This is a genomic window from Tessaracoccus rhinocerotis, assembly GCF_007197885.1.
Taxonomy (GTDB): Bacteria; Actinomycetota; Actinomycetes; order Propionibacteriales; family Propionibacteriaceae; genus Arachnia; species Arachnia rhinocerotis.
Window position 1 is genome coordinate 167,654 of the sequence record NZ_VKKG01000002.1, and the last position, 17,091, is coordinate 184,744.

The window sequence follows — 17,091 nt, forward strand, 5'->3', positions numbered from 1 at the left end:
TCCCGAGGAGCTATTCGACGATGAACAAGCATCCCTTCAGAACCCTCACCCTGTCGCTGGCGGCAGTGCTCGCCGTCCAGTGCCTGGCACTCGCCCCGGTGACGACGGCGTCGGCCGCCGACCCCTCCATCGAGGACGCCAAGGTGCTCGGACTGCACTTCGACGGCAACCTCGAGGACGCCGGCCCGGCGGGCCACGACGTCACCATGCGCAGCGGCGAGTCCAGCTGGGTGGCCGGCATCTCCGGTCAGGCGCTGTCGTTCGACGGCTCCACGGTGGTCGACCTCGGCACGGCTGAGGCGTTGCAGCCGTCTGACCTCACGCTGTCATTCTGGTACCGGCCGGACGCGGACATGGGCTCGGGAGAGCAGGTGTTCACCTGGAGCAAGTCCCAGTACAACTCCGACGGCTGGTACCTGTCGTCGGAGAACTCCGACACCCCACTGGCACTGTCCATCGGCCCCGCGAGCGGCCAGCCCTACAAGGTGGCCGTCGGAGCCCCCCGCGCCGAGTTCTTCCCCACCGGGCAGTGGACCCACGTCGTGGTCACCTACGACGGCGAGTCCAAGGCGGTCAACTTCTACCGCAACGGCATTGCGCAGGACGCGGTCGTGCGCAGCGGCATCGGCGGCGACGCCACCGGCGTGCTCGGCTCGGACCCCACGATGCCGAAGACCATCGGGTTCAACGGACCGGTGTACAACGGCTCGCACCTGCGTGGCACCCTGGACGACTGGTTCCTCTACGACGCTGTCGCCGACGTCGCCGACGTCGTGGTCCTGCACCAGCAGCACGTGCCGGACTTCGAACCGGCGGACGTCGCCGCCTCCGACCTGGAGCAGGTGGTGGTGCCACCGACGGTGCGCGCGTCGTTCAACCTCCCGACGCGCGGCGTCGGCGGCTCGGAGATCACGTGGCTGTCGGACTCGCCGTACCTGCAGGTGACCGACGGCGTTGCCACGGTCACCCGCCCGAGCGACGCCCCGGCGACGGTCGCGCTGACGGCGTCGGCCAGCTACGGCGGCAGCGAGGCGGTCACGAAGGTGTTCGAGGTGGTCATCCCCGTCGGCGGCGAGGTCGGCGTCCCGTTCCTGGCGCTGCCCGCGCTGGCCCAGGTGGAGATCACCGACCCGTACCTGGCCAACGCCCACGACAAGACGGTGGACTACCTCCTGAGCCTGGACTCCGAGAAGTTCCTGTACTCCTTCTACAAGCAGGCGGGCCTCGAGCCCACCACCGCGGAGGGCTACGGCGGCTGGGAGCGCGAGACCGGCACGCGTTTCCAGGGCCACTTCTTCGGGCACTACATCACCGCGCTCGCCCAGTCCTGGTCCACGGAGGACGACCCGGGACGCCGGGACCTGCTGCTGGCCGAGCTGACCGAGGCCGTCGACGGGCTCGCCCGAGTCCAGGCCGCGCAGGCCGAGCTGGACCCCGCCAATGCGGGCTACGTCTCGCCGTTCCCCGTCTCCTACCTCCCCGGCGGCCGCGACGGGCTGCTCGTGCCGTTCTACAACTTGCACAAGGTGCTGGCCGGACTCCTGGACGCCCACGAGTACGGCCCCTCGGAGCTGGGCGACAAGGCGCTCGGTGTGGCCGCGGGCTTCGGCTCGTTCGTCAAGGCCTACGGCGACCGGCAGGCCGACCCGGGCAGCCTCCTGCGCATCGAGTACGGCGGCATGAACGAGGCCCTCTACGAGCTCTTCGACCTGACGCGGGACCCGGACCACCTGCGCGCGGCAGAGTACTTCGACGAGGTCCAACTCTTCCGGGCACTCGCCGAGGGCCGCGACGTCCTGGCCGGGCTGCACGCCAACACCACCATCCCCAAGCTGGTCGGGGCCATGACGCGGTACCGGATCTTCACGGAGGACGCCGACCTCTACGCCACCCTCGACGACGCCGGACAGGCGGATCTCGAGATGTACCGGATGGCAGCCGAGAACTTCTGGCAGATCGTCGTCGACGACCACACCTACGCCAACGGCGGCAACAGCTACTCCGAGCACTTCCACGGCCCCGACACGCTGTTCGAGTACGGCACCAGCGGCGTGACCGGAGGCTACGGGGAGAACTCCACCTCGGAGGGCTGCAACGAGTACAACATGCTCAAGCTGACCAACCTGCTGTTCCGGGCCGGCAAGGACGTCAAGTACGCCGACTTCTACGAGACCACGTTCATCAACGCAGTGGTCTCCACCCAGAACCCGGAGACGGGGATGGTCACCTACTTTCAGCCCATGACAGCGGGCTACGCGAAGGTCTTCGGGCACCCCCTGGACGAGTTCTGGTGCGACCACGGCACCGGCATCGAGAAGTTCACGATGCTCTCGGCCGGCTTCTACTCCACCGACGCCGAGTCCGTCTGGGTGAACCAGTTCCACTCCTCGACGTTCACCTCCGCCGAGCACGGCCTCGTGCTCACGCAGAACGGGGACATCCCGGTGACCGACACCGTCACGCTGACCGTCGCGGGCACGGGCGACGGCGTCGTCGAGGGCACGGTGCTGCGCCTGCGCAAGCCGGCCTGGCTCGCCTCCGGGCCGATCCTGACCATCAACGGCGAGACGGTCGACCAAGCGGCCCTCGCCGAGGCGACCGAGCAGGTCCCCGGGTACGTCTCGTTCAAGATCGCCGAGGGCGACCGGATCACGTGGCGCCTGCCGGCCGAGGTCACCGTCGACGACAACACCGAGAACCCGAACTGGGTCGCCTTCTCCTACGGGCCGGTGCTGCTCGCCACCGAGTTGAGCCGCGACAACGTCGAGGCCGACTACGTGGCCGGGGTCCTGGTGCGGATGAGCAACGCCGACAAGTCGCTCAGCGGCGACGTCGTGGTCGACGACGCGGCGGCCTGGAAGGCCGACATCGCCGAGAACCTGGTGCGGATCCCCACCGACGCATCCGGTCCCGACGGCCTCGTGTTCCGGCTCCGCAACGTGGACCCGGCCGCCGCGGAGCTCGAGTTCACCCCGTACTACAGCCTCTACGAGGCCCGCTACGCCCTCTACATGACCCTGATCAGCCCGGACTCGCCCGAGGCGCAGGCGAAGATCCTGCGGGAGAAGGAACAGCTGCGCGAGGCGGAAACCACCATCGACTCGCTCACCTCGTTCGACAACAACAACAGCGAGGCGGACAAGAACTACAGCGCCAGCGCGAACTCCACCGTCGGGTCCTTCGGAGGCTTCAGCTTCCGGCACGCCCCGCCGGAGCCCGACTCCTGGTTCAGCTACGAGATGGCCGTGGACACCGGGGCCGAGCACAACCAGTTGTGCGTGCGCCTCTACGGCGACGGACAGGACGTCGGGCGCAATTGGGACGTGCTGTTGGACGGTGAGCAGTTCAAGCGTGAGCGGGTCACCGACCATGACGGTTTCTACGTCCAGTGCGACGAGATCCCCGCCGACGTGGTGGCCGCGGCCGTGCCGAAGCTTGACGCCGGGGGCAACCTGGTTCTCGACGACGAAGGCGAACCCGTGCGCGTGGTGGAGGTGCGCTTCCAGGGCACCGGATCCAGCTGGGTGGGTGGCATCTTCGGCATCTGGACCCGCCCGTCGGCCAGCTACGGCACCGACTCGGCCCTGACCTCGCTGACGGCCGACCCCGGAACCATCTCAGGGAGCGGCACCGAACTGACACTGACGGTCCCCGCCGGCACCACCACCGTCCTGCTCGAGCTGGCGCCGGCCGTCCCGAGCGGCCTCGTGAAGGTCGACGGCATCCTGGTCGACGACACGCTGCCCCGGGAGGTGGCGGTCGCCGACGGCACCGTCGTCACCGTGGAGTCCGTGGCCCAGGACCACACCACCGCCACCACCTACACGATCACGGTGGTCGAGGAGGACGAGCCGACGACCGACCCCTCCGAGGAGCCGACCCCCACGCCGACCGCCACCACGACGTCGTCCCCGTCGCCCACCGCCACCGCGACGGTGACCGCGCCGGCCCAGCCGGGGGACGTCTACTCCACTCCCGGGTTCCACAACGTGAACGGGCGCTGGTGGTACACGCAGTGCGAGCCGTACTCGCAGACCATCCGCTGCCTGACGGAGATCTGGGCCACCAACCACGGCCAGTCCGCGTGGACCTTCAACAACCTGACCTACCTGCCCCACATGAGCCGAGCGCAGTGGGGGAGGAACCCGCTGGCCAACCCCGGCGAGTTCACCAGTGACTCGCGCCGCTGGCGCACCGAGTGCGACACGCCCGCCACCGGCCGCAACGGCTGCCGCTCCTTCGTGTGGGGCGAGGGCGTCGGGTGGGTCTTCAACAACATCGTCCGTTTCAAGATCTGAAGTGACCAAGGAGAACCCGATGACGAAACCGATCAACCGAAAGCTGGTGGCGCTGGCCTCCGCGGTCGCGCTGGTGCCTGGCCTGCTCACCGTCGGCAGCCAGGCCCACGCGGAGCCAACCGACCCGTTGACCTCCTACCTGTTCGTGAACTTCACGGGGTTGGAGAGCAGCCCGGACATGGAGCAGATCTACTTCTCCACCAGCCAGGACGGCCACTTCTGGCAGGACCTCAACGACCGCGAACCGATCCTGACCTCAGAGGTGGGGGAGACCGGCGTGCGTGACCCCTACATCGTGCGAAAGCGCGACGACAGCGGGTTCTTCCTGATCGCGACGGACCTGAGCATCTACCACCGGGGTGGCTGGGGCAACACCGACGCCACCGCTGACGGCAGCCACAGCATCGTCGTGTGGGAGTCCGCGGACCTGGTGGACTGGGGCGAGCCGCGCCTGGTCGACATCGCCCCCGAGGGCGCCGGTATGGTCTGGGCGCCCGAGGCGATCTGGGACGAGGAAGCTGAGGCCTGGATGGTCTACTGGACCTCGAAGACCCCTGGCGGAACCGGCGACCACCTGAAGATCTACTACGCCCACACCACGGACTTCCAGACCTTCACCGAGGCCCAGCTCTACATCGACCGCGGGGCCGGCAGCACCATCATCGACACCGACATCATCAAGGTCGAGGACACCTACTTCCGCGCCTCCGGCGACGGGCAGCTCACGATCGAGAAGAGTGAGAACGGCCTGCACGGGGACTGGGAGCGGATCTCCGACCTGCAGGGCCTCGGCTTCGGCCTCACGGGCGGAGACGTCGAGGGCCCCCAGTTCTTCAAGTACAACGACGACGACGCACCGCTCGACGACCAGGGCAACCCGGTCGACCAGTGGGCGCTGCTGGTGGACCAGTACGGTTCGGGTGCCGGCTACTACCCGCTGGTGACCACCGACATCGGCGACACCCGGCCCATCACCGATCCCGACTCCAGCTGGTCGCGCATCCCCAGCACGGACTACGACTTCGGCATGAAGAAGCGCCACGGCTCCATCATCGCCATCACGGACGCCGAGTACGACGCCCTGATGGCGGCCTACGGGCCGCCGGAGCCGCCGGCCCCGCAGCAGGAACCCATCCTGCACTACGACCTGACCGCCTTCGAGGGTGAGCAGAGCGTCGTCGACGCCTCGGGCAACGGCAACGACGGCGAGTTCCACGGCACCTTCACCACCGAGGACGACGCCCTCACGTTCAGCGGCGATGACTGGATCAGCCTCCCCGACGCTCTGATGACGGACCTGGACGAGATCACCGTCGCCGCCCGCATCAAGACCCGCACCACCGGGAACCACTTCATCTGGGGACTCGGCTCGACCCGCACCTCGGACGGCATCGGCTGGGGCTACCTGTTCCAGAACTCCAACTACCGCAGCACCATCACCCCCACGAACTGGACGGAGGAGACCTCCGCCACCACGTCGGCGCTGCCGCAGGACACGTGGACCGACATCGCCCTGACAATCGAGCGGCAGGCCAACGGCACCTACGCCCTGACCACCTGGGCCGACGGCGTCGCCAGGGCCAGTGTGCGCACCGCGACGCTGCCGCGCGACATCGACACCCCTGCGGAGGGGGCGGTGGCAGCGAACTACATCGGCAAGTCCCTGTACAACGCGGACCAGCTGTTCAAGGGCGCGATCTCGGACTTCCGGATCTACAACCGTGCGCTGTCGGCCAGTGAGCTGGCGGCCCCCGGTTCCATCCTCGCCGTGGAGCTGGACTCCCTGAAGGTGCCTGCCATCATCGACGGCGCCGCCGGCACCGTCGTGCTCCCCGTGGAGCCGGGAACCGACCTCACCGGCCTGGACCCGACCTGGGTCACCGCAGCCGGCGACGTCGTCAGCCCGACCGGGGCGCAGGACTACACCGAGCCCGTGACGTTGACCATCACCGGCGAGGGCGGCACCGTCCGGGAGTGGACCGTGACCGCGGTGGAGATGGGCTCCCCGGTCCTGCCGGGCCTGTACGCCGACCCGAACGTCGCCGAGTTCGACGGCACCTACTACATCTACGCCACCAGCGACGGCTACCCCGGTTGGGGAGGGCAGGAGTTCTACGTCTGGAAGTCGGACAACCTGAGGGATTGGACGCGCTCCGAGCAGCCGTTCCTCACCCTCGACGGCGATCAGGGCGACGTGCCGTGGGCCACGGGGAACGCCTGGGCCCCGACCATCATCGAGCGGGACGGGAAGTACTACTTCTACTTCTCCGGCCACAACCCCTCGGTGGACCGCAAGACCATCGGCGTCGCCGTCGCGGACCACCCCGAGGGCCCGTTCACCGCGCAGCCCGAGGCGATGATCCTGAACAACGAGACCGTGACCTCCGGCCAGGCCATCGACCCCGCCGCCTTCCACGATCCGGAGACCGGCAAGTACTACCTCTACTGGGGCAACGGCCGCCCGGTCATGGCCGAACTGGCCGACGACATGGTCTCGCTCGAGCCGGGCACCATCCAGCAGATGAGCGGACTGCCGGACTACCGGGAGGGCACGTTCGTGGTGTACCGCGACGGCACCTACCACCTGACCTACTCGATCGACGACACCGGCTCGCCCGACTACCGCGTCGGCTACGCCACCGCACCTACCGCGGAGGGCCCGTGGACGAGCCACGGCGTCATCCTGGAGAAGGACCCCTCGATGGGAATCCTCGGCACCGGCCACAACTCGATCATCCAGGTGCCCGGGACCGACGAGTGGTACATCGTCTACCACCGCTTCGCCATCCCCGGCGGCAACGGCAACAACCGGGAGACCACCATCGACCACCTACGCTTCGGCGAGGACGGGCTGATCGAGAAGGTGGTTCCCACCCTGACCAGCATCGAGGCGCTGGAGCCCAGCACGGAGCCGAGCCCGGATCCCAGCCAAGATCCCAGCCAGGAGCCGCCGACTGCCGAACCCGCGCCGACGGTGACGGTCACCGTCACGTCGGACCCGAAGGTCACCTGGCCCCACGTCCCTGCGGGCCAGGACCTGTACTCCACGCCCGGCTTCCACGAGGTGAACGGCCGCCGCTGGCACACCACCTGTGAGCCCTACTCCCAGACCATCCGGTGCCGCACCGAGATCTGGTCCGGCGGCGGCTGGGTGTTCAACAACCTGACCTACCTGCCCACCATGAAGCGGGCGCAGTGGTCCGCCAACCCGCTGGGCGTGGCAGGGGAGTGGACGGCCACTGACGGTCGGCGGTGGCGCACCGAGTGCGACACCGCAGCCACCGGCCGCAACGGCTGCCGCTCGTTCACCTGGAGCCAGGGTGCGGGCTGGGTCTTCAACAACATCGTCCGATTCAAGATCTGAGGCAGGTAACAATGACCGGGAACCGCACGAGATCGGTGGTCGCCCTCGCCGGGGTGGCGGCACTCCTGGCATCGGGAACGGTGCTGGGGGCCGCCCCCGCGGGGGCGGAGGAGCCCACTGACGGGCTGCTCGCCTCCTACTCCTTCACCGCACGTCCGGGTGACGGTGCCACCGTGCCCAACGGCGCGGACGGCTCCTTCGGGCCGGCGGTGGTCCAGAACGCCGCCGACGAGCAGTGGGCGGACAGCGCCCTCACGTTCGTGGGCGGTGCGAAGACCAGCGCCGGCAACTGGGTGCGGCTTCCCGACGACCTGCTGGTGGGGGAGAACTCCGCCACCATCCAGATGGAGATGAAGGTGGATGCGAGCATGCTGGCCAACTGGCACTTCCTCTACAACATCGGGGCGGACAACAACACCCAGCAGTACCTGTTCGCCTCCGCCCGCCAGAATGTTCGCTCCGCCATCACCACCGGTTCCAACGGTGGCGAACGCAACGCTGCGGCGTCCCACCCGCTCGACGCCGACCGCTGGTACTCCCTGGCCACCGTCATCGACGGTGACGCCGGCACCATCTCGACCTGGCTCGACGGCGTCCTCGTCGGCCAGGGCGACACCGCCGGCCTCACGCCGGCGAGCATCGCGGACCAGTCGATGAACACCATCGGGCGCGCGCCCTGGCCGGACGGCCTGTTCAAGGGCGCCGTCGCCACGTTCCGCGTCTACGACCGGGCCCTCGGCGCCGACGAGCTGATGACCATCTCCGACGACGACGCTGCCCTCCACCCCGACTCGTTCACGGCTGCGGCCGCCGGCGTCCTCGAGGACCTCACGGCCATCACCGCCGACACGACACGGCTGGTGCTGCCCAGCCCGCAGGGCGAGGTCACTTGGAGCTCCGACCTGCCGCAGGTCCAGATCGCCGACGATGGCGTGACCGCCACCATCACCCAGCCGGCGGCAGGCGAGGCCGATCTCACCGGCACCCTCACCGCCACCGCCTCCGTGCGGGGCCAGCAGGCCACCCGGGAGATCCCGATCACCATCAGGGCACAGGCCGAGGCCGCCGACGACTACGGCTACCTGTTCGTGCACTTCGTCGAGGACGCTGACGGCTACGCCGAGCGCATCTACCTCGACGTGTCCAACGGCAACAACCCCATGTCCTGGACGCGCCTCAACGGCGGCGAGCCCATCCTCACCAACGACCTCGGCACCACCGGGGTGCGGGACCCGGTGCTGGTGCGCAACCCGCAGACCGGCACCTACTACGTCGTCGGCACGGACCTGCGCGTCTGGATCGAACCCGGCAGCGACTGCCCCGCGGGCGTGCCCGAGGGATACTGCCCCTGGTACCAGTACACCCACCACAGCCTGAACCTCGTCGTCTGGGAGTCGGCGGACCTCGTGACCTGGAGCGAGCCCCGACTCGTGGAGGTGGCCCCGCCCACCGCCGGGCGCGCGTGGGCGCCGGAGGCCACGTGGGACGAGGACCTCGGGGCGTTCGTGCTCTACTGGTCCTCCAACATCTTCGACGAGGCCGACCCACAGCACGCGGGGGAGTCATCGAGCGAGACCCTGCACGGCTTCACCACGGACTTCACCCAGGCGGACTGGGACCAGCGCAACCCGGACGGTGCCCGGCAGCTCTACGTCGGCGAACCCGGCACGGACACGATCGACATGACGGTCAAGCAGTTCCGCAACGCGGCCGGCGAGCTGGTCACCTACCGCGCCTTCAAGGAGAACGGCGGCCGCGGCATCGTGTTCCAGAGCACCACCGAGCCGCAGTGGTGGGACGTCGCCAACACCGGTTCGTGGACCACGCACCAGACGCAGATCGGCCAGGCCGAGTACGGCCAGGTGGAGGGGCCACTGCTGTTCCAGGAGAATGGCCGGGATCGCTGGTTCCTGTTCGTCGACCAGTACGGCGGCTCCGCGCAGGGCTACCGCCCTTTCACCACCACCGACATCGGGGTGGCGGACTGGACGGCGCTGCCACAGTCGCAGCTGCAGGGCATGCTGCCCGAGACCAAGCACGGCGGCGTGCTCAACCTCACCAAGGCCGAGTACGACGCGGTCCGCGCGGCCGACGTCGTCGCCGTCGACGAGGTCGCCGTCACCACCGCACCGGGCGTCCAGCCCGAACTGCCCGCCACTGTGGGGCTCCACACGTCCGACGGCGCCTCCCGCGAGGAGGCCGTCACCTGGGACGCCATCGATGCCGAAGACCTCGAGTCCCCCGGGGTGGTGGAGGTCGGCGGCGAGATCGCGGGTTCCACCCTCTCCGACAACACGGCGGAACCGGTGCGGGCAAGCGCCGTCGTCACGGTCGAGGGCACCGCCCTCGAGCAGGCCACGGCCGGCCTCTTCCTGCCCCGCTTCCTGTCCGCCGGCACGGAGCTGCCCACCAGCTTCGACGGCGCGGACGTGACCTGGCAGGGCCAACCCACACCGCCTGCCGCGGGGATCTCCGAGCCCGTCGAACTGACCGCGACCATCACACTGGACGGCCAGAGCGCCACCAAGTCGTTCACCGTGCGGGTGCTGGCCGAAGGCTCACCGCTGGCCAGCGGCTACACCCGCACGCCTGCGGGACCGGTCACCTCGGCGCTGCACCTGGCCCTCCGGGACGGGGACGCCACCGAGGTGCTCAACCTCGGTGAGGCGATCCTGTTCGCCCAGGCGGACTTCGACGTCGCAGACACCCTCCGGGGCGAGACCCGAACCCTGCTCCAGCCGCACCTGTTCCGGCTCGCCGACGCCGGCTTCGGCGTCCTGGCCGTGCCCGGTGACGCAGACGGCAACCGTCTCCCGGGGCGGGACCTGCTGTTCTTCGAGTCCCCGGACCTGATCACCTGGACGGAGCGGACGATCGCGGTGCCCACCTCGGGAAGCGTGAACGATCCCGCCGCCGCCCTGGATGCGGCGACGGGCGCCTACCGGGTCTGGTGGACCGACGCCGCAGGTGCGGACTTCCGCGCCGAGACGGCGGACCTCGTCTCACTCGGCCGGCCCGTGCCCGCAGACAGGGAGGCCGAACTCGGATCCGAGGAGACCCAGCTCGGCATCACTGCAGCCCTCCCGGGCAACTCGCTGCCCGTCACACAGGCGGAGGCCGACGTCCTGCGCGACAGGTTCACCCAGGTGGTGAACACCACCGTCGACGAGGGGCCGACGCTGGGCCTCGAACTGGGGGCCGACGTGCCCGACGCGACAGCACTGGGCGACGTCGTGGCGCACTACTCCGACGGGTCGAGCGCTACCAAGCGCGTGCAGTGGGACGCCGACGACCTCGCCGCCGTCGACACCTCCGTCGACGGGACCTACACGGTCGCGGGCACCCTCGAGGTCACCGACTTCGAGTTCCCGCTCGTGCCGGGCGCCTCGGCCGACCCGACGGTGTTCGTGCACGAGGGGTCCTACTACTGGATCGCCACCAACGAGTCCGGCGGCCAGCGCGGCCTGGACATCCGCAAGTCCGACACCATCGAGGGCCTGCGCGACGCGACTCCCGTCCGGATCGTCGAGGACGGCGGCAACCTGGCCTGGGCGCCCGAGGTGCACGAGGTCGGCGGCCAGCTGTACCTGTTCTACGCCCGCGGCCGCACCAGCACCTGGAACACTGTCCAGGCCGTCGTGAAGCCGCTCAGGCAGGGTGGCGAGCCCGCGAACGCGGCCGACTGGGAGGACCACCGACTGGTCACCCTCCCCAACGGCCAGCCGTTGGTGGACCCGGCCACCGGTGCCATCACGCTGGACATGACCTACATCCACGACGGTGACAACCACTACGTGATGTGGTCGGAGTCCACTCGCACCGCCCCCGCCGCGGGTGCCTACCTGAGCATCGCGAGCATCGACCCCTCCGACCCGTCGGTGCTGACCAGCGATCCAGTCCAGATCCGCCGACCCCTGTACGGCTGGGACCGGCAGACCACGCCCGTGGTGGAGGGGCCCTTCGCCCTCCACAAGGACGGCAGGATCATCGTCACCATCTCCGGCTCCGGGGTCGACAACACCTACGTCGTCGGCTCCCTCACCGCCGAAGCGGGGACGGACCTCCTGGACCCCGAATCGTGGACCGGCAGCAACGCACCGCTGCTGACCTCGGCGTCGGTGGCGGGCCAGTTCGGTCCCGGCCACAACTCCTACTTCACGTCCCTCGAGGGGGACCTGATGACAGCCATCCACGCCAAGCCGGACGGCGGGGCGCGGCAGTCGGGAGTCCGGCTGGTGCAGTGGCGTGCCGACGGCGTCACCCCGGTCCTCGACCTGGTGGCCGAGCGCGAGGTGCTGCCCGGCAACCGCTGGGTGAGCGCCACCATCGTGGTGGGTGATGGAGGGGAGCCCGTCGTCGACGTGGCAGACCTCGCCATCCCGGCCACCATCACCGGCGACCTGCCCACCACGGCCGGGTCCGAGGACGTCACGTGGACGGCCGCCCCGGAGGGCTGGATCGGCTCCGACGGTCGAGTCACGCTGCCCGAGGACGAGCCCGTCGAGGTGCACGTCACGGCCACGGTCGGGGATGCCAAGGTGAGTGCCGACGCGCGGATCCTGCCTGACGGGGGACAGTTGCTGAGCTACCCGCTCGCGGGCGGCAACGTGTTCCTCGGCGAGTCCCTCCTCGCCTCCCCGGACAGCCGCCGCTCCGACGCCCTGCACGTCGCGCTCGACGACGGTGCCTCCGGCTGGCTGCCGCTCAACAACGGCAAGGCCATCGGCTACGCCACCTGGGACGGGGACCAGAAGTCCCAGGCCGGGGCGGACTGGCAGCTGGGATCGCCGACGTTCTTCCGACACCACGACGGGAGCCTCGGGGTGGTGGCCTCGGCCAACAACAACCGCCACGTGGTCTACGTCTTCGACCTCGACCAGGACCTCCTGGTCACGGACGAGCGCAGGGTCCCCGTCACGACGGACACCTCCGCCCGCGTCGGGCACCCGAGGATCGTCGCGGACGCCGCCACCGGTGACTACAAGGTCTACTGGAGCGACGCCGGCGGCGAGGGCGATGCGCACGTCACCGTGCTCGACGACCTCAGCGGCGACGCGAGGCCGGTGGTCTCGCCGTCGAGCGCTGTGCGTCCCGCGTGGGACGGTGCCGTGCCCGAGGGCGCGCTGGCCGACGAGGCGTCGGTCACCACCATCACCCCCGACGAGCGCGCCGCCTTCTCCGCCGCCTACGGGTCCCTGGTCAACACCGGGGTGCGGGCGCCGGAGCTGGAGTTCGCGGGCTGGGACGACGTGGAACTGCCGGGCACGGTGACCCTCGACTACAGCGACGGCTCCACCAAGGACCTCGCCGTCGAGTGGTCGCGGGCCGACCTCGATGCCGCCCGCACCGCAGGCGCGGGGACCCACGAGATCAGCGGAACCGTCGTCCAGGACGACTACGCCTACCCCTTCATCGAGGAGCGTGCCGATCCGCACATCTTCCACAACCCGGACGACGGCCACTACTACGCGACCGGCTCCTACTACGCCGACGGTGGAGGGGCGCTGCTGGACGAGCGCACCAGCTACGGCGCGGTCGGACTGCGACGCGCCACCACCATCGAGGGCCTGGCCGAGGCCCCCGAGCACCTGCTGCGCACCTCAGAGGTGGGGGATCGCTGGGGCGGCTTCTTCTGGGCGCCCGAGGTGCACCGGATCAATGGCACCTGGTACATGGTGGTCGGTGCCCACGACTACGGCACAGCGGGTCGCCCCGCCGGCGCCGCCCACACCTGGACCAGCGCCACGATCCTGATCCCGTTCCTTGGCACCACCCAGGACATCGTGGACGGGAAGATGCTGGATCCGCAGTACTGGGGCGACGACGACGCCATCCGCCCGCTGGCGGGGGCGCCGTCGTTCGACGTCAACTATTTCCTCGACGAGTCCTCCGGGCAGGGCTACTGGATCATGCCCCGCTCGGCCGGGCTGGAGGTCGTGGAGGCGGTCACCGCGGAGGGCGAGTTCCCCGCCCTCGACGGCACGCCGTCGCGGATCAAGGATCTGCAGTGGCCCTTCGAGTACGGCGTCTGGGACGGCAGCATCACCCAGTCCAACCCGGAGGGCAACGACCAGGGCATCATCGAGGGGCCGTACACGTTCACCCACGGTGACTTCCACTACCTGATCTACTCGGGCGCCACGGTGGACAAGTACTACAACCTCGCTGTGATGCGCGCCGAGGTGGGCAGCGACATCCGGGACCGGGACAGCTGGACCGGGCAACCGTTCTCGGCGTTCAACGCCCACGACACCCACGAAGGCGAGATCGGCGGTGCCCCGCACGTCGGTGGTGGCCACAACTCCGTGGTGACCGACGAGCACGGGAACCTCGTGCTGGTCTACCACGCCAGGCCCCACCCCGACCCGCACGCCGGGCAGCCCGGTGCCGGGGGCCTGTTCGACCCGGACCGCCACACCTCGGTGAAGGCGATCAACGTGCGGGCAAACGGCCATCTCGCGCTGGACGTCACTGCGGCCCAGGAACTGGCCGACGAGTTCCGCACCGTGACCGCCGTCGTGACGGTGCGTGGCGGGACGGAGCCTTCCGAGGAGCCGTCGGAGGAACCGACCGCCGGACCCACCCCGCCCGCGCCGGCACCGACGGCAACGGTGACGGTGGATCCGCCCCGGGGCGACGTCTACACCATCCCCGGGTTCCACAGCGTGAACGGTCGTTGGTGGCACACCACCTGCGAGCCGTACTCGCAGACCATCCGGTGCCGCACCGAGATCTGGTCCAGCGCGAACGGCGTCTCGGGGTGGGTCTTCAACAACCTCACCTACCTGCCGTTCATGACCCGTGCGCAGTGGGCCTCGAACCCGCTCGGCGTGACGGGGGAGTGGACGGCGACCGACGGTCGGCGTTGGCGCACCGAGTGCGACACCGTCACGACCGGCCGCAACGGCTGCCGCTCCTACACGTGGACGGTCGGCAGCGGCTGGGTGTTCAACAACCTGGTGCGCTTCAGGAACTGAACCAACCGCAGTTGGTCTCGACACGCGGGCTCGTTCCTCGCGCCGCTACTCAACCAGCGGTCGGAGGCGCCTCGTTGGTCGAGTCAGTTCTGGGAGGCGATCTGGGCCTCCACCTCGGCGGCGTCGGGGTAGGAGGCCTGGGCGCCCTCGTGCTGGACCACGAGGGCGCCCACGACGTTGGCGTAGTCAGCGGCCTCGAACAGGTCCTCGCCCGCGACGAGGCGGGTGACGAGGGCGGCGACGAACGCGTCACCGGCGCCCGTGGTGTCCACCACCGGGACGGGGAAGCCGGTGACGTGGCGGAAACCGCCCCCGTTCACGCCGACGGCGGCGCCGTCGCCCCCGAGGGTCAGGACCACTGAGCGCGACCCCAGCTCCAGCAGTCCCCGGACCAGCGTCTCCGGCGTGTGGGACGGCGCCTCGGAAGTGGTGCCGAGCAGGAACTCGGCCTCGGACTCGTTGACCACCAGAGGGTCCGCCCGACCCACGAGGTCCGCGGGCAGTTCCTGCGCCGGTGCGGCGTTGAGCACGAATCGGGCGCCGTGCTGCTGCGCCAGTTCGCTCGCGTGCACCACCGTCGCCAGCGGGATCTCCAGCTGGCACACGACGGCCCCCACCGCCGGCTGCCCCGGCTGCCAGGCGGCGTCGACGTCGGCCGGGCTGACGTGCTGGTTGCTGGAGGGTGACACGATGATCGAGTTCTCGCCGTCGGGGGTGAGCAGGATCAGTGCAACGGAGGAGGGGGAGTCACCGGTGCGCAGGAGGGAGACGTCCGCGCCCGCGTCGAGGAGACCCTGCCGCAGTCTCTGGCCGTACTCGTCGTCGCCGACGCGCCCGACGAACCGCACGTCGGCCCCCAACCGTGCCGCGGCGGCCGCCTGGTTGGCACCCTTGCCGCCGGGAGAGGTCCAGATCGGGGAGCCCAGGATGGTCTCGCCGCCGACGGGGATGTGGTCCAGCCGGGTGTAGAGGTCCATGTTCGCCGAGCCCACCACCAGGACGCCCCCGCGGGCCGCGGCCTCGCTGGTGGCGCCTGTGTTGATGGTGGCCTGCTGGGTCTCGCTCACGGTTCCTCCTGGGACAAGGTGGTCTGTTGCGCTCACGATATCCGCCCGTGACCCCGCCGGGAATCTGGACTCGTCGGTAGCGCGCGCCTGACGGAGTAGGTTGTGGCACGACCCTGGAAGACGGAGGACACCGCATGACTGACCGACCCCTCGCCATCGTGACCGGCGCCACCGGTGCAATGGGACGCTGCACCGTGGAGAACCTCGTCGCGACGCACGACGTCGTCGCCCTGGGGCGGAACGAGGAGGTGCTGGCCGAACTCGCCGAGCTCGACGGTGTCACCACCCACGCGGTGGCGCTGTCGGACCACGCCGGACTGGCAGCGGTCGTCGAACCGCTGGAGCGCATCGACGTCCTCGTCCACGTGGCAGCGATCTCCGTCCGCTTCACAGTGGAGACGGCAACGGCCGACGACTGGCGCGAGCACTTCGAGACCAACGTGATCGCTCCCGCCGAACTGACGCGCCTGGCCCTGCCGAGGCTCCGCGAGTCGCAGGGCACCGTGATCTTCATCGGGTCGGGTGCCAGCCGCGTCCCGGCACCCGGACACGCCGTCTACACCGCCTCGAAGCACGCGCTGCTCGGGCTGGCCAACACGCTGCGCATCGACGAGGCCAACACCGGGGTGCGGGTCAGCACGATCGCGCCCGGGCCGACCAACAGCGGCATGATGCGCTCCATGCAGGCGCAGGCGGGTGACGACTACAACGAGGACCACTACCTGATGCCTGAGTCCATCGCGCAGGCCGTGCGCTACGTCGTGGACGCGCCGGCAGACGCCCAGATCACCGACGTCTCGGTGCGGCCCCGTATTGAGGTGCACCTGCGCAAGGACGGCGAGGCCAGCAAGCCCCGCCGCTCTGCCTGATTGCTCAGGGGAGGCTGATCGCGCGGTCCGCCGAGCCGAACTGGCGACGGTAGTAGGTCAGTCCGCCGTGCTCGGCGGACTCCGCGGTGGCGACCGTCGCCAGCAGTACGGTGTGGTCGCCGCCGGGTTCGAGCACGACGTGCTCGCAGCGCAGCCACGCCGCCGCGCCGGAGAGCCTCGGCAGGCCGTGGTCCTGCGTCCAGTCGACACCCTCGAACCGGTCCGGCAGCGCCGGGGTGGCGAACCGGATGGCGGTCTCGGCCTGGTCCTCGGCGAGGACGTTCACCAGCAGCCTGCCCGTCTGCCGGATCCGACCCACCAGCGAGCCGCGGTTGTCCAGCGCCAGCAGCACCATCGGCGGATGGACCGAGAGCGACGCGAACGCGGAGACGGTGGTGCCGTGGGGCACGCCGTCCTGCATGGTGGTGACGATGGTGACGGGGGCCGAGACGCGGCTCATCGCCTCCCGGAACGCGGCAGCCAGTTCATCCATGGCACCCAAGCTATCGGCCGGGA

At 69.8% G+C, this 17,091-nt stretch carries 6 protein-coding genes; 4 read left to right on the forward strand and 2 right to left on the reverse strand.

Annotation, left to right across the window (positions count from 1 at the left end):
* The first annotated feature begins 20 nt into the window (after positions 1-20).
* The 3 genes from FOJ82_RS05905 to FOJ82_RS05915 are packed head-to-tail and all read left to right on the forward strand — an operon-like array spanning position 21 to position 14,639.
* Positions 21-4,298, forward strand: coding sequence for a beta-L-arabinofuranosidase domain-containing protein (locus tag FOJ82_RS05905; RefSeq protein ID WP_143937548.1), 4,278 nt, complete (start codon positions 21-23; stop codon positions 4,296-4,298).
* A gap of 19 nt (positions 4,299-4,317) precedes the next feature.
* On the forward strand, positions 4,318-7,662 hold the full coding sequence (locus FOJ82_RS05910; protein WP_143937549.1) for a family 43 glycosylhydrolase: 3,345 nt from the start codon (positions 4,318-4,320) through the stop codon (positions 7,660-7,662).
* 11 nt (positions 7,663-7,673) lie between these two features.
* Positions 7,674-14,639 (forward strand): family 43 glycosylhydrolase, encoded by a 6,966-nt coding sequence (locus FOJ82_RS05915; RefSeq protein ID WP_143937550.1) that lies wholly within the window; start codon positions 7,674-7,676, stop codon positions 14,637-14,639.
* An 83-nt stretch (positions 14,640-14,722) separates the two neighbouring features.
* On the opposite strand, the gene FOJ82_RS05920 is transcribed toward FOJ82_RS05915, so the two are convergent.
* Positions 14,723-15,706 carry a ribokinase gene (locus tag FOJ82_RS05920; RefSeq protein WP_221933049.1) on the reverse strand — a complete coding sequence of 328 codons (984 nt, stop codon included), beginning with the start codon at positions 15,704-15,706 and terminating at the stop codon, positions 14,723-14,725.
* A 134-nt stretch (positions 15,707-15,840) separates the two neighbouring features.
* Between FOJ82_RS05920 and FOJ82_RS05925 the strand changes: the two genes are divergently transcribed.
* Entirely contained in the window at positions 15,841-16,575 is a 735-nt protein-coding gene (locus tag FOJ82_RS05925) for an SDR family oxidoreductase (protein WP_143937551.1), read from the forward strand.
* A 4-nt stretch (positions 16,576-16,579) separates the two neighbouring features.
* Here FOJ82_RS05925 and FOJ82_RS05930 read toward each other — a convergent pair whose 3' ends face one another.
* The gene (locus FOJ82_RS05930) at positions 16,580-17,068 is read right to left on the reverse strand and encodes a flavin reductase family protein (RefSeq protein WP_143937552.1); all 489 of its coding nucleotides are present in this window, start codon (positions 17,066-17,068) and stop codon (positions 16,580-16,582) included.
* Positions 17,069-17,091: the final 23 nt, after the last annotated feature.

Coding starts and splice junctions, on each gene's coding strand:
- FOJ82_RS05915 (WP_143937550.1), top strand. CDS start 7,674: ATGACCGGGAACCGCACGAGATCGGTGGTCGCCCTCGCCGGGGTGGCG.
- FOJ82_RS05905 (WP_143937548.1), top strand. CDS start 21: ATGAACAAGCATCCCTTCAGAACCCTCACCCTGTCGCTGGCGGCAGTG.
- FOJ82_RS05910 (WP_143937549.1), top strand. CDS start 4,318: ATGACGAAACCGATCAACCGAAAGCTGGTGGCGCTGGCCTCCGCGGTC.
- FOJ82_RS05930 (WP_143937552.1), bottom strand. CDS start 17,068: ATGGATGAACTGGCTGCCGCGTTCCGGGAGGCGATGAGCCGCGTCTCG.
- FOJ82_RS05925 (WP_143937551.1), top strand. CDS start 15,841: ATGACTGACCGACCCCTCGCCATCGTGACCGGCGCCACCGGTGCAATG.